Annotated in this window: 18 protein-coding genes; 3 read left to right on the top strand and 15 right to left on the bottom strand. The window is 73.2% G+C overall.

All coding sequences use genetic code 11. From position 1 onward, the window contains the following. Positions 1 to 147 precede the first annotated feature (147 nt). The 7 genes from pheT to infC all read right to left on the bottom strand — a co-directional run bounded on the left by pheT (position 148) and on the right by infC (position 8005). Positions 148 to 2673 carry a phenylalanine--tRNA ligase subunit beta gene (gene pheT, locus ACK1X7_RS38555; protein ID WP_385149121.1) on the bottom strand — a complete coding sequence of 842 codons (2526 nt, stop codon included), beginning with the start codon at positions 2671 to 2673 and terminating at the stop codon, positions 148 to 150. Continuing rightward, entirely contained in the window at positions 2673 to 3794 is a 1122-nt protein-coding gene (gene pheS, locus ACK1X7_RS38550; protein WP_361512132.1) for a phenylalanine--tRNA ligase subunit alpha, read from the bottom strand. Before pheS ends, pheT begins: the two co-directional genes overlap by 1 nt. Before the next feature lie 220 nt (positions 3795 to 4014). Next, positions 4015 to 5271 (bottom strand): sensor histidine kinase, encoded by a 1257-nt coding sequence (locus tag ACK1X7_RS38545; protein ID WP_413116365.1) that lies wholly within the window; start codon positions 5269 to 5271, stop codon positions 4015 to 4017. Positions 5272 to 5315: 44 nt separating this feature from the next. Continuing rightward, the gene (locus tag ACK1X7_RS38540; protein ID WP_390795557.1) at positions 5316 to 6149 is read right to left on the bottom strand and encodes a TrmH family RNA methyltransferase; all 834 of its coding nucleotides are present in this window, start codon (positions 6147 to 6149) and stop codon (positions 5316 to 5318) included. Positions 6150 to 6563: 414 nt separating this feature from the next. Continuing rightward, complete coding sequence (gene rplT / locus ACK1X7_RS38535; protein ID WP_078639975.1) at positions 6564 to 6947, bottom strand: 50S ribosomal protein L20; 384 nt, start codon at positions 6945 to 6947, stop codon at positions 6564 to 6566. Positions 6948 to 7044: 97 nt separating this feature from the next. Beyond that, positions 7045 to 7239, bottom strand: a complete 195-nt coding sequence (gene rpmI / locus ACK1X7_RS38530) for a 50S ribosomal protein L35 (RefSeq protein ID WP_020867203.1) — start codon at positions 7237 to 7239, stop codon at positions 7045 to 7047. A gap of 148 nt (positions 7240 to 7387) precedes the next feature. Then, on the bottom strand, positions 7388 to 8005 hold the full coding sequence (infC, locus tag ACK1X7_RS38525; protein ID WP_240529178.1) for a translation initiation factor IF-3: 618 nt from the start codon (positions 8003 to 8005) through the stop codon (positions 7388 to 7390). Positions 8006 to 8403: 398 nt separating this feature from the next. On the opposite strand from infC, the gene ACK1X7_RS38520 reads away from it, so the two are divergent. After that, entirely contained in the window at positions 8404 to 8769 is a 366-nt protein-coding gene (locus ACK1X7_RS38520) for a DUF1844 domain-containing protein (RefSeq protein ID WP_014056105.1), read from the top strand. 79 nt (positions 8770 to 8848) lie between these two features. Here ACK1X7_RS38520 and ACK1X7_RS38515 read toward each other — a convergent pair whose 3' ends face one another. From ACK1X7_RS38515 to ACK1X7_RS38500, 4 genes are all read right to left on the bottom strand, one after another. Then, entirely contained in the window at positions 8849 to 9649 is an 801-nt protein-coding gene (locus tag ACK1X7_RS38515) for an aquaporin (RefSeq protein ID WP_385149129.1), read from the bottom strand. 153 nt (positions 9650 to 9802) lie between these two features. Beyond that, positions 9803 to 10537, bottom strand: coding sequence for an SseB family protein (locus ACK1X7_RS38510; RefSeq protein ID WP_216347370.1), 735 nt, complete (start codon positions 10535 to 10537; stop codon positions 9803 to 9805). A 292-nt stretch (positions 10538 to 10829) separates the two neighbouring features. Beyond that, complete coding sequence (mycP, locus tag ACK1X7_RS38505) at positions 10830 to 12047, bottom strand: type VII secretion-associated serine protease mycosin (protein ID WP_385149132.1); 1218 nt, start codon at positions 12045 to 12047, stop codon at positions 10830 to 10832. Beyond that, positions 12044 to 13138 (bottom strand): hypothetical protein, encoded by a 1095-nt coding sequence (locus ACK1X7_RS38500; protein ID WP_413116364.1) that lies wholly within the window; start codon positions 13136 to 13138, stop codon positions 12044 to 12046. The genes mycP and ACK1X7_RS38500 overlap by 4 nt, the downstream gene beginning before the upstream one ends. A 212-nt stretch (positions 13139 to 13350) precedes the next feature. Between ACK1X7_RS38500 and ACK1X7_RS38495 the strand changes: the two genes are divergently transcribed. Then, positions 13351 to 14547: an amino acid deaminase/aldolase gene (locus ACK1X7_RS38495; protein WP_385149138.1), complete on the top strand. Its 1197-nt coding sequence runs from the start codon at positions 13351 to 13353 to the stop codon at positions 14545 to 14547. A gap of 38 nt (positions 14548 to 14585) precedes the next feature. Here ACK1X7_RS38495 and ACK1X7_RS38490 read toward each other — a convergent pair whose 3' ends face one another. The 4 genes from ACK1X7_RS38490 to ACK1X7_RS38475 all read right to left on the bottom strand — a co-directional run bounded on the left by ACK1X7_RS38490 (position 14586) and on the right by ACK1X7_RS38475 (position 19171). Beyond that, positions 14586 to 15545: a DUF2510 domain-containing protein gene (locus ACK1X7_RS38490; protein WP_413116363.1), complete on the bottom strand. Its 960-nt coding sequence runs from the start codon at positions 15543 to 15545 to the stop codon at positions 14586 to 14588. A 68-nt stretch (positions 15546 to 15613) separates the two neighbouring features. Then, positions 15614 to 16396, bottom strand: coding sequence for a 3-oxoacyl-ACP reductase (locus ACK1X7_RS38485; protein WP_361510956.1), 783 nt, complete (start codon positions 16394 to 16396; stop codon positions 15614 to 15616). Between the two features lies 1 nt (position 16397). After that, complete coding sequence (locus ACK1X7_RS38480) at positions 16398 to 17792, bottom strand: aldehyde dehydrogenase family protein (protein WP_390795561.1); 1395 nt, start codon at positions 17790 to 17792, stop codon at positions 16398 to 16400. Positions 17793 to 17803: 11 nt separating this feature from the next. Then, positions 17804 to 19171 carry a glutamine synthetase family protein gene (locus ACK1X7_RS38475; protein ID WP_078639983.1) on the bottom strand — a complete coding sequence of 456 codons (1368 nt, stop codon included), beginning with the start codon at positions 19169 to 19171 and terminating at the stop codon, positions 17804 to 17806. 133 nt (positions 19172 to 19304) lie between these two features. Here ACK1X7_RS38475 and ACK1X7_RS38470 point away from each other — a divergent pair, with 133 nt between their 5' ends. Continuing rightward, a complete protein-coding gene (locus ACK1X7_RS38470) occupies positions 19305 to 20069 on the top strand; it encodes a FadR/GntR family transcriptional regulator (RefSeq protein ID WP_385149147.1) in 765 nt (254 codons plus the stop codon). The last annotated feature ends 134 nt before the right edge of the window (positions 20070 to 20203 follow it).

The raw sequence follows: 20203 nt of genomic DNA, 5'->3' as shown, positions 1-20203 counted from the left end.
CCACGACACTCGCGGCGCCCCACGCAAGAGGGCGACCGCGCACCGGCCGGCCCGCAGAGCGGCGCGCCCGGACATGGCAATGGGGCGCGCCCCGTTGTGGGGTGCGCCCCATTGCCATGGTGCGGCGACCGGCGGAGCCGGTCGGGGTCAGGCTCCGCGGAGGGTGGCGCCCGTGCGGTTGGCCGCTGCCGAGACCGCGGCATCGCGGGAGGCCGCGATCTCCTCGGCGGTCAGCGTGCGGTCCGGGGCGCGGAAGCGCAGCGCGTAGGCCAGCGACTTCCTGCCCTCGCCGAGCTGCTCACCGGTGAAGACGTCGAACAGGCGGAGCGATTCGAGCAGTTCGCCCGCGCCCTCGCGCAGCGCCGTCTCCACATCGGCCGCGGCGACCGAGGCGTCCACGATCAGCGCGACGTCCTGGGTGGCCACCGGGAAGGTGGAGACATGGGGTGCCGTCACGCCGCCGGTGCCGGCCTGTTCCAGGCGGTCGAGTTCGATCTCCATCGCGCAGGTGCGCTCGGCCAGGCCCAGGGCCTTGGTGACCCGCGGGTGGAGTTCACCGGCGTTGCCGACGAGGATCTCCTCGCCGTCGACGACGGCCAGCAGCGCGGCGCAGCGGCCCGGGTGCCAGGGGTCCTGCTGGTCCTGGCGGACGATCAGCTCGGCGCCCGCCTCACGGGCCACGATCCGGCCCGCCTCGACCGCGTCGGCCCAGCTCACCGGGGTGCCCTTGCCCCACCAGCCGGCCTGCTCACGGTCGCCCGCGAGGACGACGGCGACGCGGCGCGGCTGGTACGGCAGCGCGGCGTCGAGCCCGGCGATCTCCTCGTCGGTGGGACGGCGGTCGACAGGCAGGCTGGCCGCGGCCGGCTCATGACCGGTGGCACGGAAGACCAGGCCGGTCTCGAAGAGCGCGAGGTCGTGCTCACCGCGCCCGGCGTTGCGGCGCAGTGCGGCGAGCAGCCCGGGCAGCAGCGTGGTACGGAGCGCGGGCTCGGCGTCCGAGAGCGGGTTGACCAGCCGGACCAGATCGCGCCGCGGGTCGTCCGCGGCCAGCCCGAACTGGTCGAGGACCGCCTCGCCGATGAACGGGTAGTTCAGCGCCTCGACATATCCGGCCCCGGCCAGCGCCCGGCCGACCCGGCGGTGCAGCCGCTGACGCTCGGTCAGCCCGCGCCCGGCGGGCGGCTGCGGCAGCGTCGAGGGGAGGTTCTCGTACCCCTCGAGCCGGATGACCTCCTCGGCGAGGTCGTTGGGGTCGGTGAGGTCGGGCCGCCAGCTCGGGACGGTGACGGTGAGGTCGTCGGCGCCGTAGACGTCGCAGCCGATCTGCTGGAGGCGGCGCACCACGGTCTCGCGGCCGTAGGACACCCCCGCGACCTTGTCCGGGTGGTCGGCGGGCAGCGTGATGGTGTGCGGGGCGCTGGGCGCGATGATCTCGGTGACGCCCACCTCGGCGGTGCCGCCCGCGAGCAGCACCAGCAGGTCGACGGTGCGCTGCGCCGCCGCCGAGGTGGCCTCGGGGTCGACGCCGCGCTCGAAGCGGCGGGACGCCTCGGAGGACAGCTTGTGGCGGCGGGCGGTGCGGGCGACCGAGACGGGGGCGAAGTGGGCCGCCTCGATGACGACCTCGGTGGTGCCGGCCACCCGGCCGGTCTCCGCGTCGGCGGTGGCGTCCGCGATCTCGGTGTTGGCGCCGCCCATGACACCGGCGAGGCCGATGGGCCCGCTCCCGTCGGTGATGACGAGGTCCTCGGCGTCCAGTGCGCGCTGGGTGCCGTCGAGGGTGGTGAGCTTCTCGCCCGGCTCCGCGCGGCGCACGCCGATCGCCCCGTTGATCCGGGAGCGGTCGTAGGCGTGCAGCGGCTGGCCGATTTCGAGCATCACGTAGTTGGTGATGTCGACCGCGAGCGAGACCGGGCGCATCCCGGCCTTTTGCAGCCGGCGCTCGAGCCAGATCGGGGAGTGCGCCTCGGGGTCGAGCCCGGTGACGGTGCGGGCGGTGAAGCGGTCGCAGCCGATCGGGTCGGTGACCTGGACCGGGTAGCCGTGGCTGTTGGGCGCGGGCACGTCGATCAGGGCCGGGTCGCGCAGCGGCAGCTCGTAGGCGGTCGCGGTCTCGCGGGCGATGCCGCGCATCGACAGGCAGTAACTGCGGTCGGGGGTGACCGCGATGTCGAGGACCTCGTCGACCAGCTCCAGCAGCTCGATGGCGTCGGTGCCGACCTCGTACTCCGGCGGCAGGACGATGATGCCGTCATGGTCGTCGGACATGCCCAGCTCGCTGGCGGAGCAGATCATGCCCTCGGAGGTCTTGCCGTAGGTCTTGCGCGCGGAGATCGCGAAGCCGCCGGGCAGCTCGGCGCCGGGCAGCACGACCACGACCTTGTCGCCGACGGCGAAGTTCCGCGCGCCGCAGACGATGTTCTGCTGCTCACCGGTGCCGTTGGCCTGCCCGACGTCCACCTGGCAGTAGCGGATGGGCTTCTTGAACCCCTCCAGCTCCTCGATGGCCAGCACCTGCCCGACGACCAGGGGGCCCTTGAGGCCGGCGCCGAGCTGCTCGACCGTCTCGACCTCGAGCCCGGCCGAGACGAGTTTGGCCTGTACGTCACGGCCGGTCTCACCGGCGGGCAGGTCGACGTACTCCCGCAGCCAAGAAAGCGGGACCCGCATCAGATCTCCATCCCGAAGGGCCGGGTGAAGCGCACATCACCCTCGACCATGTCTCGCATGTCTTCCACGTTGTGCCGGAACATCAGCATCCGCTCGATGCCGAAGCCGAAGGCGAACCCGCTGTACTTGTCCGGGTCGACACCGCAGGCGATGAGCACCCGCGGGTTGACCATCCCGCAGCCGCCCAGCTCGATCCAGCCCTCGCTGGAGCAGGTGCGGCAGGGCCGGTCCGGGTTGCCCACGGACTCGCCCCGGCACACGTAACAGAGCATGTCCATCTCGGCGGACGGCTCGGTGAACGGGAAGAAGTTCGGCCGCAGCCGGGTGGACATGCCCTCGCCGAACAGCGCCCGCACCATGTGGTCGAGCGTGCCCTTCAGGTCGGCCATGGTCAGGCCCTCGTCGATGGCGAGCAGCTCGACCTGGTGGAAGACGGGGGTGTGGGTGGCGTCCAGCTCATCGGTGCGGAAGGTGCGGCCCGGGCAGATCACATAGATGGGCGGCTCGCGGTCGATCATCGACCGGATCTGCACCGGCGAGGTGTGGGTGCGCAGCACCACATTGGACGACTCGCCGTCCTTCGCGCCGCGCACGAAGAAGGTGTCCTGCATCTCGCGGGCGGGGTGGTCGGGCGGGAAGTTGAGCGCGTCGAAGTTGAACCACTCGGCCTCCACCTCCGGGCCCTCGGCGACCTCGTAGCCCATCGCGACGAAGACGTCCTCGATGCGCTCGGAGAGCGTGGTGATCGGGTGGCGGGCGCCGGCCGGGGTGCGGTCGTACGGCAGGGTGACGTCCACCGCCTCCTCGACCAGCACCCGGGCGTCACGCTCCGCCTCCAGCTCCTCCTGCCGGGCCTTCAGCGCCTGGTTGACCTGGCCGCGGGCCTGGCCGACGCGCTTGCCCGCGTCCGCCTTGGCGTGCGGCGGCAGGGCGCCGATCTCGCGGTTGGCGAGCGCGAGCGGCGAGCGGTCGCCGGTGTGGGCGACCTTCACCTCGCGCAGCGCCTCGAGGTCGCCGGCGGCGGCGATGGCGGCGAGCGCCTCGTCCCGCCTGCGGGCGATCTCTTCCGGTTTCAGTGCCTCGACCTCGACAGGGTCGTACGACTTATTGGGTGCCGACATCTCTTCCCGTACTTCCGTTTGTCCCCCAGCTACCGCTGGGAGGTGCCCCCCGGCTGCGCGACCCCGGCTCGACTGGCTGCGACCGCTGCGCCCCGTGCAAGGGACGCCAAAGGTGCCAAAGCCCGAGTCTAAGGGGCGCGGGAGGGGTGCTGTTCCGGGGGACGCCGCGCGGCGGCCGCCGCGCGGGGTCCGCCCCGTGCCGAAGAAGCCCGCGGGTGGCTCAGGCCAGATAGGCCGGAGTGCCCACGGGCAGGATAAATCGGAACTCCGCGCCGCCGCCGCGGGCCCGGTCGACGGTGATCGTCCCGCCGTGCGCCTCGACGATGCCCTTGACGATGTAGAGCCCGAGGCCGGTGCCGCCGCGCTTGCTGCCCCGCCAGAAGCGGGTGAAGACGCGGCTCATCGACTCCTCCGGGATACCGGGGCCTTCGTCGCTCACGGTGACGGCGGTCCTTTCGACAGGGGGGCCTTCCGCGACCGGCTTGGCCGGTGTCGCGGGCGCTATGTCAATGGTGACCGTTCCCTCGCCGTGGCGCACCGCGTTTTCCAGCAGGTTGCCCAGCACCTGATCGATCTTGTCCGGATCGGCCCACAGCCTGGGCAGCGGCCCCCTGGCCCTGATCAGGAACCGCTCGGCGGTGTGCCCGGCCGCGGTGAGCGCCTGCACATGGCGGCGGACGGCGGCGGCGAGGTCGACCGGCTGGCGGCGCACCTCCAGCCGGCCGGAGTCGATCCGGGAGATGTCCAGCAGCTCGGCGATCAGCCGGGTGACCCGGTTGGCGTCGGCGTCGACGGTCTCCAGCATCAGCCGCTTCTGGTCGTCGGTGAACCGCTCCCATTTGGCCAGCAGCGTGGCCGTGAAGCCCTTCACGGACGTCAGCGGCGAGCGCAGCTCATGGGCGACGGTCGCGATCAGCTCGGCATGGCTGCGCTCGGTACGGCGGCGGGCCTCGGTGCCGCGCAGACAGACCACCACCCGGCGCACCGGCCCGGTCGGCCGCTCGCGTACATAGCGGGCCGAGACCAGCACCTCGCGCCCGCCCGGCAGCAGCAGATTCCGCTCGGGCTGCCCGGCCCGGATGGCCAGCCCGCCATACGGATCGGTCAGCGCCCACCAGCGCCGGCCGTCCAGGTCCTCTAACGGCAGGGCCACCTCGAGCCGGCGGCCGATCGCGTCCGCGGGGTCGGTGGCGGTGATCCGGGCCGCCGCCGCGTTGAAGCAGGTGACCAGGCCGGTCTCATCGGCCACCACCAGGCCGTCGGGCAGATCGTCGGGGTGCGGCGCGAAGCCGTCCGGCGCGCCGCCGGGCAGGCCGGGGCCCGGCCCGGTGGACGAGAGGTCGCGCCCTGCGCCGGGCGGCCCCGCTCCGGGCGGCCCCGCTCCGGGCAGCCCTGCTCCAGGCGGCGCTTCTCCGGTCAGCCCCGCTCCGGGCGCATGGGCGTCGGCCGCCCTGGCGCCGGAGGTCCTGACGTCCATCCCCACACCCCCTCTCGGGTCCCCTCCCAGAGGGGGCAACCCTACTAGGTCGATGTGACGGAGCGGCACCCTGCGGGAGCGCGCTGCGCACGAGCGGAGGCATAGAGGCACACGGCGGCGGCCGTGGCGAGATTGAGGCTCTCGGCCCTGCCGTGAATCGGAACGCGCACCACCTCGTCCGCGAGTGCGCGGGTAGCCTCCGGCAGGCCCCATGCCTCATTGCCGAAGATCCAGGCGGTGGGGGCGCCCAGCAGCCCGTCGTCCAGCTCGGAGTCCAGGTCCCGCTCCCCCGCCCCGTCCGCGGCCAGCACCCGCGCCCCGGCCTCCCGCAGCCCGCCCACCGCGCGCTCGACGGGCACCCCGACGGCGACGGGGAGATGGAAGAGGGAGCCGACGGATGCCCGTACGGCCTTGGGGTTGTAGGGGTCCACGGAGGCGTCCGTCAGCACCACGGCGTCCGCCCCGGCGGCATCGGCGCACCGCAGCACGGTCCCGGCGTTGCCGGGGTCGCGAACGTTGGCGAGGACGGCGACGAGCCTCGGCCGGGCGCGCAGGATCTCCTCGAACGGCGAGTCGAGGAAGCGGCACAGCCCGACGACGCCCTGCGGGGTGACGGTGTCGGACATCTCCGCGATGACCTCGTCGGAGGCGGTGAGCACGGGAAGGTTCGCGGCGCGGGCGGCGGCGAGGATGTCCGCGTGGCGCTCGGCGGCCTCGGGGGTGGCGTACACCTCCACGAGGTGCGCGATGGCCTCCCGTACGGCCTGCGGCCCCTCGACGATGAACCGCCGCTCCTTCCCGCGGAAGCTGCGCTTGGCAAGCCGCCGGGCGGCGGTGACGCGCGGCGATTTGAGCGAGGTCAGCTCGGGAGCGGCCATGGGTTCTCGATTCCTGGTCGTGAGCGACGATCGTGCGGCGGGGCGGATTTCCCCCACCCCGCCCCTCCCCGAAACCGGGGGCAAGCCCCCGGCCCTCCGGGGAACGGCGGCAGCCGGGGCCGCTCGGCCGCGCCGGCGGCCGGGCGCTCCGCGGACCGGGTATGCCAGGTTGTGGGCAATCGTTCCGCGGGGCGGAACGGGTGGGCACAACCGGCCACCGGCCCGCACCCGGCAACGAAACGCCAAGAGCCAACGCCCGCGCCCCGCCCCAGCCGATCCGCGAAGCGGAACACGGTGGGCACAACCCGGCCACCCGGCCCGCACCCGGCAGCGAAACCTCAGCGGCACCCACATGCGCGGACCCGCAGGTACGCGTTCACCTGCGGGTCCATGGCGTACGGCTCAGCGCAGCGCTTACGCGGCCTTCGGCGCGTTGACGTCGCTCGGCAGCGCCTTCTGCGCCGCCTCGACCAGCGCGGCGAACGCACCGGCGTCGTTCACGGCGAGGTCGGCCAGGATCTTGCGGTCCACCTCGATGTTGGCGGCCTTCAGCCCCTGGATGAAGCGGTTGTACGTCATGCCGTTGGCGCGGGCAGCGGCGTTGATCCGCTGGATCCAAAGCTGCCGGAAGTCGCCCTTGCGCTTCTTGCGGTCGTTGTAGTTGTAGACCAGAGAGTGGGTGACCTGCTCCTTGGCCTTGCGGTACAGGCGGGAGCGCTGGCCCCGGTAGCCGCTGGCCTGCTCGAGGATCGCCCGGCGCTTCTTGTGGGCGTTGACTGCCCGCTTGACGCGTGCCACTTGTTAACTCCTTGTACGGGGCCGCGGGTGACTCACGCGGCCCGGAAACGAATAGGTCCCGGTCTGGCGCTCGCCCCGCCGAAGCGGGGCGGGGGCGTCACTTGCCGAGAAGCTTCTTGATCTTCTTGGCGTCGGCGGGGGCCATCTCGACCTTTCCGGCCAGGCGGCGCGTCAGCGTGGACGGCTTGTGCTCGAGAAGGTGGCGGCGACCGGCGCGCTGGCGCACCACCTTGCCGGAGCCGGTGAGCTTGAAGCGCTTGCTGGCACCGCTGTGCGTCTTGTTCTTCGGCATGTCGCCGTACTCTCCTCGTCAGGGCGCTGTCCGGGCGGCCGCGGCGCGGGGCTGGCCACGATCCGGGCGTCCGGAAGCGTCATGTGTTTCGGTTGGACTCCGGAGCCGTGCGGCTCCGGGTGGGCGGTCGAGGCTCTCGCCTCGCCCATCACGCCTCGGCGGGCTCCTCGGCGGGCTCCTCGACGGAGCTGACGCCCTGGCGCTCCGCCTTGCGGGCGGCCTGCGCCTCGCGGGCTTCGGCCATCGCCTCGGTCTTCTTCTTGTGCGGACCGAGAACCATGATCATGTTGCGCCCGTCCTGCTTGGGGTTGGACTCGACGAAGCCCAACTCCTGGACGTCCTCAGCGAGCCGCTGCAACAGCCGGTAGCCAAGCTCGGGCCGCGACTGCTCACGGCCACGGAACATGATCGTGATCTTGACCTTGTCACCCTGCTTGAGGAACCGGACGACGTGACCCTTTTTGGTGTCGTAGTCGTGCGGGTCGATCTTCGGCCGGAGCTTCATCTCCTTGATGACCGTGTGCGCCTGGTTCTTGCGCGCTTCACGGGCCTTCATGGCCGACTCGTATTTGAACTTTCCGTAGTCCATGAGCTTGCAGACCGGCGGACGGGCGTTCGCCGCCACCTCGACCAGGTCGAGGTCGTACTCCTGCGCAAGCTCCAGGGCCTTGGCAAGCGGCACAATGCCGACCTGCTCGCCACTGGGACCGACGAGTCGCACCTCGGGGACGCGAATCCGGTCGTTGATGCGGGGCTCGGCGCTGATGGATCCTCCTCGGTTGCACCACGCGACCGCCTGGCGGACTGCCGCGTAAGTCTGTTTCGGTTGAGACCACCGCGCCGTGACGCACAAAACGCCCCGGACGGTACACAGGCGGGGCTCCTCATTGACCGGGAGCACCGCCGCGATATCACCGCGGGGCGCAGCCTGACCGATGACCTGCCGACCCGGGGGGTCGGGAGGTGGGAGCTGGGGAGCCTCCACTTGTGGGCCGGACACGCACGTGACCGGCCGGTCGTTTATCTACGATACCAGGACTGGCCCGGGATGCTCACCCGGTGCGTCCTCGGCGTTCCTGTGAACCCACCCGCCCCGTGCGTACGGCGCGGGGCGGCCGCCTAGGCTGGGGCCCACCATCCCTCAGGAAGTGAGCCCCGACCACCATGAGCGACGCCAACGCCGGGCAGCCGCCGGCCCCCGACTTCGACCGGATGACCCGGGACATCGCGGATGTGCCCGCGGTCGAGGTGATCACCACGGTCGCGGTGCACCTGATGAGCGCCGCCGCGGTCAACCTGGGCCTGGCCGAGGAGGGCCCCCAGCACAAGGACCTGGACGAGGCGCGGAAGCTGATCAACGCCCTGGCGGGGCTGGTCACGGCCAGCGCCACGGAGATCAGCTCCTTCCACGCCGCTCCGCTGCGGGACGGGCTCAAGTCCCTTCAGCTCGCCTTCCGCGAGGCGTCGGTGGTGCCGGACGAGCCGGGGCAGGGGCCCGGCGAGAAGTTCACCGGCCCGGTCTTCGGCTGACGGCTGCCCCCTGGGGCCCGTGCCTCTCCTCCGGACCCGGGCCCCCGAGACCGGCCCTGACTCGGGCTCGGGCTCGGGCTCAGGCCGCCTCCGGGCCCTTGGTCTCCTGACCGCCCGCCTCGGGGCGGTGGCCGCCGCGCAGCCGCCCCCACGGTCCGGTCGCCGGGGGCGGATGGGCCTCCTCCCGGTCGGCCTGGCCCGCCGGATGGAGATGGGTGAACCGGTGCACCACGGCGGCGAGCACCCCGCCGACCAGCGGTGCCACGATGAACAGCCACAACTGGCCCAGCGCATCGCCGCCCGCGAAGATCGCGGGGCCGAAGCTGCGCGCCGGATTGACCGAGGCCCAGGTCAGCGGGATGCCGATCAGATTGACCGCGGCGAGGGCCAGGCCCACCGGGATCGGTTCGCCGCCGACCAGCGCCACCGAGTGGGTCACCGCCAGGAAGACGAAGACCAGCAGGAAGGTCAGCAGCACCTCGGCGAGGAAGGCCCCGCCCGCGCCCATGCCCACCGGTGAGCGGCCGCCGTAGCCGTTGCTGCCGAAGGCGTCGGCCGTCTGGAGCCTGGGCACCTGGTTGGCGAGCAGGAAGAGCACCGCCGCGCCCACGATCGCGCCGACGAACTGCGCGACCCAGTACTGGACGGCCGTACGGATGTCGATGCGCTTGGCCAGCAGCACGCCGAGGGTCACCGCCGGGTTGATGTGGCAGCCCGAGATGCGTCCGAACGCGTAGGCGATCGCGATCAGCGTGAAGCCAAAGGCGAGCGAGATCCCGAGGGCGTTGATGTAGTCGCCCGCCAGGACCAGCGAACCGACTCCGAAGAGGACCAGCATCGCGGTCCCGATGAACTCCGCTACGACCGTTCTCGTCTCCATGGCGCTCTCCTCACGCAGATTCCGACCGCCAGTCGCCTAAGCATTGTGGGGGGAATCGGGACGATTCGCCTGTTGGTCCTCATGGGGAAGGCCGGGGCGCGCCCCCGCAACGGGATGGGCCCCGCCTCATCAGCGGGCCGGGGCCCCGTCCCCTCAGCGGCTGAAGAGCGGTTCGCCGGGGACCTTCGCGTCCGGCGGCAGCAGCGCCAGGGTCAGCCCGCGCACCAGCCGTGCCCGCAGTACCTCGTCGGCGGCCAGGGCGCCCGCCACCCGGTGCGCCGTCTCCCGCGCGGGCGCCTGAGGCACCAGGGCGAGCGCGAGCATCCCGTCGGCGTCCGCCGCCGGGGCCAGATGGGCCCGGAGCACCTCCGGCTCGGCGGCCAGCACGGCCCGCACGGCCTCGGTCACGGCCGGGTCGGCGAGCGGATCGGCGCTGGTCCGCCCCTCGGCGAGGGCCAGCAGCGCGGGGCCGGTGAGCTGGTACGGCACCGGGCCCGCGAGGTCCAGGACCAGCGTGTCCGCCTTCTCATGGGCGGCGGCCTCCAGCGCCTGGCGCAGCGGTACGGCCACGGGCCGGGCATCGGCGCGCCAGCGGGCCAGCGTCTCCAGCGAGGTGAAGGCGGGCAGGGCGCGCCGGCCGCCGGGGGCCTCCAGCGTGGGCACCGCCATGTCGCTGCTCTTCTCGCGACGCAGACCGTCGGGCCCTTCCTCCACCTCGCCGAGGATCGCCATCACGGGGACGAGGAGGCGGGCGTCGGCGAGCGCGGCGAGCACCTCGGGCTCGGCCGAGCGGTCATCGGCCCAGGCGGCGAGGGCCGCGGTCAGCCGGGGGTCGGCGGAGCCGTCGTCGCCGGAGAAGCCAGGGTCGGGAATGTTCTTGAGCGCCACGCCATGAGGGTATCGAGGGCGGCGATGGCCCGACGCGGCGGGCGGCGGACGGGGCGGCGCGGCGCGGCCGGCGGACGACGTGACGGGGCAGGGGCTGAGCGCGGCGCTCGCCGACGCACTCAGCCCCGTGACCGTGGCCCGGGGCTCCGGCGCGCATCGCGTCACCGACGCGACGCAGGCCGACGACCGGCCTCAGCGCGCACGCAGCACATCACCACGACCAGCGCGCGCCGGGCCCGAGCCGACGACGCGGCGGGCGACGTGGCCTCGGCGCGCCCGGATCGACGTGGCCTCAGCGCGCCCGGATCCCCGTAAGCGCCGCGCGGAGCCTGCGTGGCATCCGCAGGGGGCCCGAGCCGCGCCATAGGGCGACCGCGGCGACCACCAGGGCCGCGCCGCCGATTCCGGCGAGGAGCGCCATCTCGTTGGGACCGGAGTCGTCGTGCGCGCCCTGGGCGTGGCCGGGGCCGTTGCCGAAGTAGCGCTGTGGGGAGGAGGCCACGGCGGGGCGCTGGGCCTCCGGTTTCATCTTGCCGCCCGCGGCGATCGCCGCCGCCGGGTCCACCAGGCCCGCGCCGAGGGCGTCGCTGTGGCCGCCCTCCGGGACGTCCTGGGCGGTCTCGGTGAGGAGGTCCCGGATCTGGCGCGGGCTCAGCTCGGGGTGGGCGGCGCGGACGAGGGCGACGGAGCCGGAGACGAAGGCGGCGGCGGCGCTGGTCCCCCAGCCCTCGTAGTAGCGCTTGTCGGGGTCGGCGATGACCACGTCGACGCCGGGTGCGCAGACGGTGGCGTACCAGCGGCGGGTGGAGAAGGCGGCGCGGGAGCCGTAGCGGTCCACGGCGGTCACGGCGATCACCCCGGGATAGGCGGCAGGATACGAGACCCGGTCGCCCTTCTCGCCGCCGTTGCCCGCGGAGGCGACCACGGCCACGCCCTTGCGCAGCGCGTACTGCACGGCGGCGTCCTCGGCGGCCTCGGGGTGGGCGGAGGCGCTGTCGTCGCCGAGCGAGAGGTTGATGACGTCGGCGCCGTGGTCGGCGGCCCAGCGGATACCGGCGGCCAGCGCGCCACCACGGGACGAACGGGCCTTCTTGCGGGCGGCGTCGGAGTCCTCGAGGATCACCCGCACCGGCAGGATCCGCGCCTTGGGCGCGACGCCCAGGACGCCCTCGCCGCCGCCCGCGCCATGGCCGTGACCGGCGATGATCCCGGCCATGGCGGTGCCGTGGCGGGCCCAGGCGCGTTCGCCGCGCCGGGCGCCGAAGCCGATGAGGTCCTTACCGGGCAGCACTTGGCCTTCGAGGTCGGGGTGGCTGTCGTCGACGCCGGTGTCGAGGACGGCGACGGTGACCCCGGAGCCCTTGGTGGTCTGCCATGCCTCGTGGACACGGAGGGTGTCCAGTGCCCACTCCTGGGCCTGTATGCCGTCGGCGTCCGCGGGCGCGGCGAGCACCAGGGTCAGCCCGGCGGCGGTGAGAGCCACCGCCAGGCGCCGCCCGATCCCGGTCATGACGTGGTCTCCGTGAACGTGGACAGGGCCCGGCGGAATATGGGCTCGATCGCGTCGGCGATGGCTCGGGCGTCGTTGCCGAGGCCCGACTGCGCTGGGGCCGAGGTGGCACCCCGCTGGGTCGCCTCGCCCGCCGACTGCGGGTCGGTGACCTTACGGCCGTCGGCGAAGCCGCTGACGCTGTAGACGACGACGGGGGCGTCGGTGAGGATCCGGATCCGCCAGCTCGCGCGCTGGTCGTCGCCGAAACCGGCCGCCGCGGTGCCCTTGGCGGCGTACGCGCGGGGCATCAGATCGGTGCGCTCGTCCAGTTTCTCGGTCACGAAGCGCTGGTGCAGCGTCCGCATGCCGGTGGGGCCGGAGGTGGTGATCAGCAATCCGACGGTGGTGACGCTGGTGCTGGTGGCGTCGGTGTAGGTGGCGCGCACCAGCCGCTTGCAGCCCACCGGGGCCAGCGCCTTGGCGAGCAGTGGGTCGAATCCGCCGCCGCAACTGCTGTCCGGGGCGACGGCTATTCGGGTCCAGACGCGGTCGGCGCCGCCGGGGCCCTCGCCCCTGCCGCGCAGGGTGCGCGGGAAGAGGTCGTCCACGGGGACGCTGTGCCAGGCGGAGCGGGCGTGGGCGTAGGTGTCGGCGGTGGACGGCGGGGCGTCCGGGTCATCGCCCAGCCAGCTCCCGGCCGCCGCGCCGCCGAGCAGCCCGAGGCCGAGGACGAGGCTCGCGGCGGCGGCCGCCGTACGGCTGGGCGGACGGCGCCGGCCACCCCGCCCGCCGTCGGCGAAGAGCCCGTCGTCGGCGAAGAGCCCGTCGTCGGCGAAGAGCCCGTCGTCGGCGAAGAGCGCGCCGGGGCGTGGCGGTGCGGAGGGGCGTGGGGGCACCCGGGTGCCGGACGCCCCGGCGGTGCCCCTGGAGAACGGGACCTTCGCCCGTACGCCGAGGATGGGGGTGTCCGGGTCCGGGGTGAACCCGGGCGGGGCGGCGGGGCGCGGCGGGGGCGCGGAAGGCTGCGTGGGCGCCGTGCGCGGGGGATGTGCGGGGCGTGGTGGGGGCGTGCTGTGGGGTGAGTGCGCCTGTTCCGCGTCGGTGCTCACCTGCACCACCTCGCAGCCGTCGACACCTGTTTCACCTGGCTCCGTCCGGTTCGCCGCACCACCCACCGCCTTTCGGGCAGGCGGGCCCGTATACGGACAACACGCCGCTGACCTGCCGGTCGTGGCGTGCGCGACACTCTACGGGGAGCCGGGGGCCCTGCGCACCGGGCGCCCTCTACCCAGTGGTAATGGCAGTCTGGCAAGCTGCGTCCATGTCCGCTGCCGCCGCTGACCGGGCCCGGTACGACCGGGCCACCGCCCATCTCGAAGCGCCCGTGGCGATTGTCGACCTGGGAGCCTTCGACGACAACGCCCGGGATCTGGTCCACCGGGCGGGAGGCAAACCGATCCGTGTCGCCAGTAAATCGGTGCGCTGCCGGGCGCTGTTGGAGCGGGTGCTGGCCCAGGACGGCTTCGCGGGGATCATGAGCTTCACGCTCCCGGAGTCGCTGTGGCTGGCGCGCGAGGGGTTCGACGACGTCCTGCTCGCCTATCCCTCCACCGACCGGGACGGCTTCGCCACCTTGACCAGCGACCCCAAGCTGGCCGAGGCCGTGACGGTCATGGTGGACGACCTCGCCCAGCTCGATCTGATCGACAGCGTTCGCGCCGGGACCGAAGAGGTCCGGGTCTGTCTGGAATTGGACACCTCGCTGCGGATGCTCGGCGGGCGGGTGCGGGTCGGGGCGCTGCGCTCACCGCTGCGCGAACCCGAGCAACTGGCCGAGCTGGCCCGGGCGATCGACCGCCGTCCCGGCTTCCGGCTGGTCGGGCTGATGGCGTACGAGGGGCATGTGGCGGGCGTGGGCGACTCGGTGCCCGGCAATCCGCTGCGCTCGCGCGCCGTACGGCTGATGCAGTCCGTGGCACGCCGGGAGCTCGCGGCGCGCCGGGCCGCGGTGGTGCGGGCGGTGCGGGCCGTGGCGGACCTGGAGTTCGTCAACGGCGGCGGTACGGGCAGTGTGCAGCACACCGCCGCGGAGGACGCGGTGACCGAGATCGCCGCCGGATCCGGGCTCTACCAGCCGCGCCTCTTCGACAACTACACCTCCTTCCACGGCCGCCCGGCGGCCCTGTTCGCCCAGCCGGTGGTGCGCCGGCCGGGGGTGGGCGTGGTGACGGTGCTCGGCGGCGGCTATCCGGCGTCGGGCGCGCCGGGCCGGGACCGGCTGCCGGTGCCGTATCTGCCGGAGGGGCTGGTGTACGACTCGATGGAGGGGCCGGGCGAGGTGCAGACCCCGCTGCTGGGCACGGCCGCCGACGATCTGCTGATCGGCGACAAGGTGTGGTTCCGGCATGCCAAGGCCGGTGAGCTGTGCGAGCGGTTCGACACACTGCGGCTGATCGAGGGGGACCGGGTGGTGGCCGACGCGCCGACGTACCGGGGCGAGGGCAGAACGTTCCTCTGACCACCGCGCGCCCGCGGCCCGGACGACCGGCGACGCGCCTAGATGGACCGGCCGTCGCCCGTCAGTGCCTCGATGCCCTTGACGATCTTGTCCATATCGCTGAGCGGCGGCGCCTTGTCGCTCTCGTCGAACCCGAAGCGCACCACGACCATCGTGTCCGGCACGGTGGGCGACGGGAAGGCCAGCGACTGGACGACGCCGTCGTCGCCCTTCTTCGTCACCACCTTCCAGCGGACCAGATAGCCCTTCCCGCCCGCGACCTCGACCGCCGACTCCTTCAGCTCCTTGTGGGAGGTGATCCCGCCGTACGCCTTACGGTCGTTGTCCTCGTCGGTGCCGTAGGACTCCTCGGCGTTCTGCGCGATGTCCTCCTTGGCTATGCCCTTGGCGGAGGTGGCCTTGTAGCCCTCGGCGGTCCGGGAGAAGGCGCCGCCGCGCACACATTCGGTGGACGGGTCGCCCGGGCAGGGGTAGCGGGAGGTGGTGACGCCCGCGCCGCCGGAGCTGCTGCGCCCCGCCTGCCAGCCGGTGAGCACGGGCAGGCTGATGCCGTTGCCGGGGTCCGGGGCGGTGTCCGGGTCGTAGCTGGGCGGTGCGCTGGGGGCGTCGCTGGGCCCGTCCGAGGGGCTGTCCGGGCTGGGCAGGTCCGGGGCCGGGTCGCCGCCGTCCGGCGAGGCGGAGTCGCTGGGGGCGGCGGGCCCGGTCTGGGCGTTGCCACCACCGCCGTCGCCGCCGTCGCCCAGCAGCACGATGCCACCGACGATCGCGGCGACCACGACGCCCGCGGCGACCGAGACCGCCGCGATCCGCGGGCCGCGGCCCCGGCCGCCCTGCCGCCCCGGAAGGTAGGGCGGGGGCGGCGGGCCGAAGGCCGGGTCCGCGGCGCCCGAGGCGTCACGGGTGTACTCGGTCCAGGCGGAACCGTCCCACCACCGTTCCATGGCGGGGCCGTTACCTGCGTAGCCGGGATCGGGGTACCAGCCGGGGGGCGTGTTCATGGTCACACGGTCAGCCTATGGCCAGGGGTGCGGTCCGTACACCGCGGATGGCGGGACTGCGCACAGGACTACAACGGAGTGACGTACGCCCCGGCGATCCCGCCGTCCACGAGGAACTCGGCGGCGTTGACGAAGGAGGCGTCATCGCTGGCCAGGAAGGCCACGGCGGAGGCGATCTCCTCCGGTTCGGCGAACCGGCCCACCGGCACATGGACCAGCCGCCGCTGGGCCCGCTCCGGGTCCTTGGCGAACAGCTCCTTCAGCAGCGGGGTGTTGACCGGCCCCGGGCACAGCGCGTTGACCCGGATGCCCTCGCGGGCGAACTGCACGCCCAGTTCGCGGGACATGGCCAGCACTCCGCCCTTGGAGGCGGTGTAGCTGATCTGCGAGGTGGCGGCGCCCATCACGGCCACGAAGGAGGCGGTGTTGATGATGGAGCCCCTGCCCTGCTGCCGCATATAGGGCAGCGCGGCCTTGCAGCAGAGATAGACGGAGGTGAGGTTGACCTCCTGGACGCGCTTCCAGGCGTCGAGTCCGGTGGTGAGGATCGAGTCGTCGTCGGGCGGCGAGATTCCGGCGTTGTTGAAGGCGATGTCCACCGAACCGTAGGTGTCGAAGGCGGTCTTGAAGAGCGCCTCGACCTCCTCGGGGTCGGTCACGTCCACCCGGACGAAGAGCCCGCCGACCTCGTCGGCTGCGGCCTTGCCCGCCCTCTCGTCGATATCGGCGCAGACGACCTGCGCGCCCTCGGAGGCCAGGCGGCGCGCGGTGGCCAGGCCGATGCCGCTGCCCGCTCCGGTGACGACGGCGGTACGGCCCACCAGACGGCGGCACACGGGGGTCTCGGTCACGTCACTGCTCCTCGGTGCTGATGAAGACGTTCTTGGTCTCGGTGAAGGCGGTAAGGGCGTCGGGGCCCAGCTCCCGGCCCAGGCCGGACTGCTTGTAGCCGCCGAAGGGGGTGGCGTACCGCACGCTGCTGTGCGAGTTGACGGACAGGTTCCCGGCGGCGACGGCGCGCGAGACCCGGACCGCGCGGCCCACGTCGCGGGTCCAGATCGAGCCGGACAGGCCGTAGTCGGTGGCGTTGGCCAGCCGTACGGCGTCGGCCTCGTCCTCGAAGGGGAGGACGACGGCGACGGGGCCGAAGATCTCCTCCGCGGCGGCGCGGTCCCCGGGCCCGGTGGCCTCCAGCACGGTGGCCGGGTACCAGAACCCCTTGCCCTCGGGGGCCTCGCCACGGATCGCGGCGGGCGCGTCCTCGGGTACGTAGGACCGTACGCGCTCCCGCTGGGCGGCCGAGATCAGCGGGCCCATGGCGGTGGCGGGGTCGGCCGGGTCGCCGACCGCGAAGGAGGTCACGGCGGGCGCCAGCAGCTCCATGAACCGGTCGTAGACGCCGCGCTGGACCAGGATGCGGCTGCGGGCGCAGCAGTCCTGGCCGGTGTTGTCCAGGAAGGAGCCGGGGGCGGCGGCCGCGGCGCGCTCGATGTCGGCGTCGGCGAAGACGATGTTCGGGCTCTTGCCGCCGAGTTCGAGGGTCACCCGCTTCACGCCCGCCGCGCATTTGGCCATGATCGCCTTGCCGACGGCCGTGGAGCCGGTGAAGACGACCTTGGCCACGCCGGGGTGCTCGACCAGCGCGGCGCCCGCGACCGGCCCGGCCCCGGGCAGCACCTGGAAGAGCCCCTCGGGAAGGCCCGCCTCCAGGGCGAGTTCGGCCAGCCGGAGCGCGGTGAGCGGGGTGGTCTCGGCGGGTTTGAGGACCACGGCGTTTCCGGCGGCCAGGGCGGGCGCGGTGCCCCAGGCGGCGATGGGCATGGGGAAGTTCCACGGTGCGATGACCGCGACCACGCCGAGCGGCTCATGGAAGGTGACGTTCAGGCCACCGGCCACCGGGATCTGGGCGCCGTTCAGCCGCTCCGCTCCCCCGGCCGCGTAGTCCAGCAGATCGCGCACATTGCCCGCCTCCCAGCGGGCGTTGCCGATCGGATGGCCCGCCTCGCGGACCTCCAGCGCCGCGAGCTCCTCGATGTGGCCGTCCACGACGGCGGCGAAGCGGCGCAGCAGCCGGGCGCGGTCGGCGGGCGCGAGCGCGGCCCAGCCGCGCTGGGCCTCGGTGGCGCGGGCGACGGCGGCTGCCACGTCCTGCGGGGTGGCGGCGGGGACGGTGGCGATGACCTCCTCGGTGGCCGGATTGAGGACCTGGTGCTCGTGGGGGTGCTGGGGGGAGGGTTCGTTGCTCACTCGGTCGTTCCTCACATGCGCTCGAAGGACCGGAAGCGCTCCCAGTCCGTGACGGCGGTGTCGTAGGCGTCCTGCTCCACTCGCGCCATGTTGAGGTAGTGCTCGACCACCTCGTCGCCGAAGGCGGCCCGCGCTATGGGGCTGTTCCGCCACAGCTCGGCGGCGTCGCGCAGCGAGGTCGGGACGTGCTCGGCGTCGCCGGTGTAGGCGTTGCCGGTACAGACCTCGGGCAGCTCGAGCTCCTGCTCGACGCCGTGCAGCCCGGCGGCCACCATTCCGGCCACGGCCAGATACGGGTTGACGTCGCCGCCGGGGAGCCGGTTCTCCAGCCGGTGGGAGGGGCCGTGACCGATGACGCGCAGCGCGCAGGTGCGGTTGTCCGGGCCCCAGGCGACGGCGGTGGGCGCGAAGGAGCCGGGGCGGAACCGCTTGTAGGAGTTGATGTTCGGGGCGTAGAGCAGGGTGAAGTCGCGCATCGCCGCGATCTGTCCGGCGAGGAAGTGGCGCATGGTCTTCGACATGCCGTACGGGCCGTCGTCGTCGGCGAGCACGGGGTGCCCGGCCTCGTCGCGCAGCGAGAGGTGGATATGGCAGGAATTGCCCTCGCGCTCGTCGTACTTGGCCATGAAGGTGAGCGCCATGCCCTCCTGGGCCGCGATCTCCTTGGCGCCGGTCTTGTAGACGGCGTGCTGGTCGCAGGTGGTCAGGGCGTCGTCGTAGCGGAAGGCGATCTCGTGCTGGCCGAGGTTGCACTCCCCCTTGGCCGACTCGACGGTCATCCCGGCGGCGCCCATCTCGTTGCGGATGCGGCGCAGCAGCGGCTCGACCCGGCCGGTGCCGAGGACGGAGTAGTCGACGTTGTACTGGTTGGCGGGGGTCAGCCCGCGGTAGCCGGTGTTCCACGCCTGCTCATAGCTGTCCCGGAAGACCATGAACTCCAGCTCGGTGCCGGTGTACGCGGTCCAGCCGCGCTCGGCGAGCCGGTCGAGCTGGCGGCGCAGGATCTGGCGCGGGGAGGCGACCACGGGGCTGCCGTCGTGCCAGGCGAGGTCGGCGGTGAGGAGGGCGGTGCCGGGGTTCCAGGGGGTGCGGCGCAGGGTGGCGGTGTCGCCGTGCATGGCGAAGTCGCCGTAGCCGCGCTCCCAGGAGGACATGGCGTAGCCGTCGACGGTGTTCATCTCGGTGTCGACGGCGAGGAGGTAGTTGCAGCCCTCGGTGCCGTGTGCCAGGACGTCGTCGAGGAAGAAGCGGGCGGCGAACCGCTTGCCCTGGAGCCTTCCCTGCATATCGGTGAAGGCCAGGACGACGGTGTCGATCTCCCCGGCGGCGACCAGTCGGGTCAGCTCGTCGACCGAGAGCGGGGGCGTGCGGTCTGCCACGGTGGGGCCTCCTGCGTCGGAGAAGCGTCGGAGAATTCAGCGGGACGGAGGTGCGGAGCGGGGTTGGGGGGCGCGGGGTGGCCTTAAGGTAATACCGCAGACCATTGATTGGGAAGTAGGTGCGGACGGTTCGATGAGCGAGAGCGGGAGTGAGCACGGGAGCGCGGCGGACGACCGGCTGGCGCCGGTGCTGCGCCCGGTGCGGGCGGGGAACGGCTTCGAGGAGGCGCTGGAGCAGATACTCCAGGTGCTGCGGCTGGGGCTGGTCCCCGACGGCGGCCGGCTCCCGGCCGAGCGGGAGCTGGCCGACCGGCTGCGGATCAGCCGGGTGACCCTGCGCGAGGTGCTGAAGGTGCTCCAGGACCAGGGGCTGGTGGAGAGCCGCCGCGGCCGCTACGGCGGCACCTTCGTCCGGGCCAGGCCCGAGCCCGCCCAGGGCGGCGAGGACGAGCTGCGGCGCCGGGTGGCGGCGGTCGACGTGGAGGACACCCTTCGGTTCCGCGAGGTCCTGGAGGTGGGCGCGGCGGGGCTGTGCGCCGCGTACGGGCTCGGGGACGGGCAGGTACGGCGGCTGCGGGCGGCCCTGGACGCCACGCGGGACGCCCCGCTGGCCGACTACCGCCGCCTGGACACGATGCTCCATCTCACGCTCGCGGAGCTGGCGGGCTCACCGTCGCTGGCCGCCCAGTACGCGGCCGTCCGCGCGACCGTCAATGACCTGCTGGACTGCATCCCGCTGCTGGTGAAGAACCTCGAACACTCCCAGGCCCAGCACGGGGCGCTGGTCGAGGCGGTGCTGGACGGGGACGCGGACGGGGCGCGCGAGGTGATGCGGGAGCACTGCGAGGGCACGGCGGCGCTGCTGCGCGGCTTCCTGGTCCGGCCGGCCCGCGGCTGACCGGGCCCCGCGTGGCCCGTCCGCGCCCGGCCCGTCCGCACCCGGCCCGTCCGCCCGGGCGCGGGGCCCGGCGAGCACCGGCGCTTAACCACGGTTTTACGCAGAGGTCTTGCGCATCGCCGACCGGCAGACAA

Source organism: Streptomyces sp. CY-1 (assembly GCF_047218265.1).
In the GTDB taxonomy this organism is placed as follows: Bacteria; Actinomycetota; Actinomycetes; order Streptomycetales; family Streptomycetaceae; genus Streptomyces; species Streptomyces niphimycinicus.
The sequence above is the reverse complement of the archived record's forward strand: the minus strand, read 5'-3'. Positions and strand labels throughout refer to the sequence as shown.

Excerpts from the sequence above, each read along its gene's own strand:
- pheT (WP_385149121.1), bottom strand. The coding sequence starts at position 2,673 with ATGCGGGTCCCGCTTTCTTGGCTGCGGGAGTACGTCGACCTGCCCGCC.
- pheS (WP_361512132.1), bottom strand. The coding sequence starts at position 3,794 with ATGTCGGCACCCAATAAGTCGTACGACCCTGTCGAGGTCGAGGCACTG.
- ACK1X7_RS38545 (WP_413116365.1), bottom strand. The coding sequence starts at position 5,271 with ATGGACGTCAGGACCTCCGGCGCCAGGGCGGCCGACGCCCATGCGCCC.
- ACK1X7_RS38540 (WP_390795557.1), bottom strand. The coding sequence starts at position 6,149 with ATGGCCGCTCCCGAGCTGACCTCGCTCAAATCGCCGCGCGTCACCGCC.
- rpmI (WP_020867203.1), bottom strand. The coding sequence starts at position 7,239 with ATGCCGAAGAACAAGACGCACAGCGGTGCCAGCAAGCGCTTCAAGCTC.
- ACK1X7_RS38520 (WP_014056105.1), top strand. The coding sequence starts at position 8,404 with ATGAGCGACGCCAACGCCGGGCAGCCGCCGGCCCCCGACTTCGACCGG.
- ACK1X7_RS38515 (WP_385149129.1), bottom strand. The coding sequence starts at position 9,649 with ATGGAGACGAGAACGGTCGTAGCGGAGTTCATCGGGACCGCGATGCTG.
- mycP (WP_385149132.1), bottom strand. The coding sequence starts at position 12,047 with ATGACCGGGATCGGGCGGCGCCTGGCGGTGGCTCTCACCGCCGCCGGG.
- ACK1X7_RS38495 (WP_385149138.1), top strand. The coding sequence starts at position 13,351 with ATGTCCGCTGCCGCCGCTGACCGGGCCCGGTACGACCGGGCCACCGCC.
- ACK1X7_RS38490 (WP_413116363.1), bottom strand. The coding sequence starts at position 15,545 with ATGAACACGCCCCCCGGCTGGTACCCCGATCCCGGCTACGCAGGTAAC.
- ACK1X7_RS38470 (WP_385149147.1), top strand. The coding sequence starts at position 19,305 with ATGAGCGAGAGCGGGAGTGAGCACGGGAGCGCGGCGGACGACCGGCTG.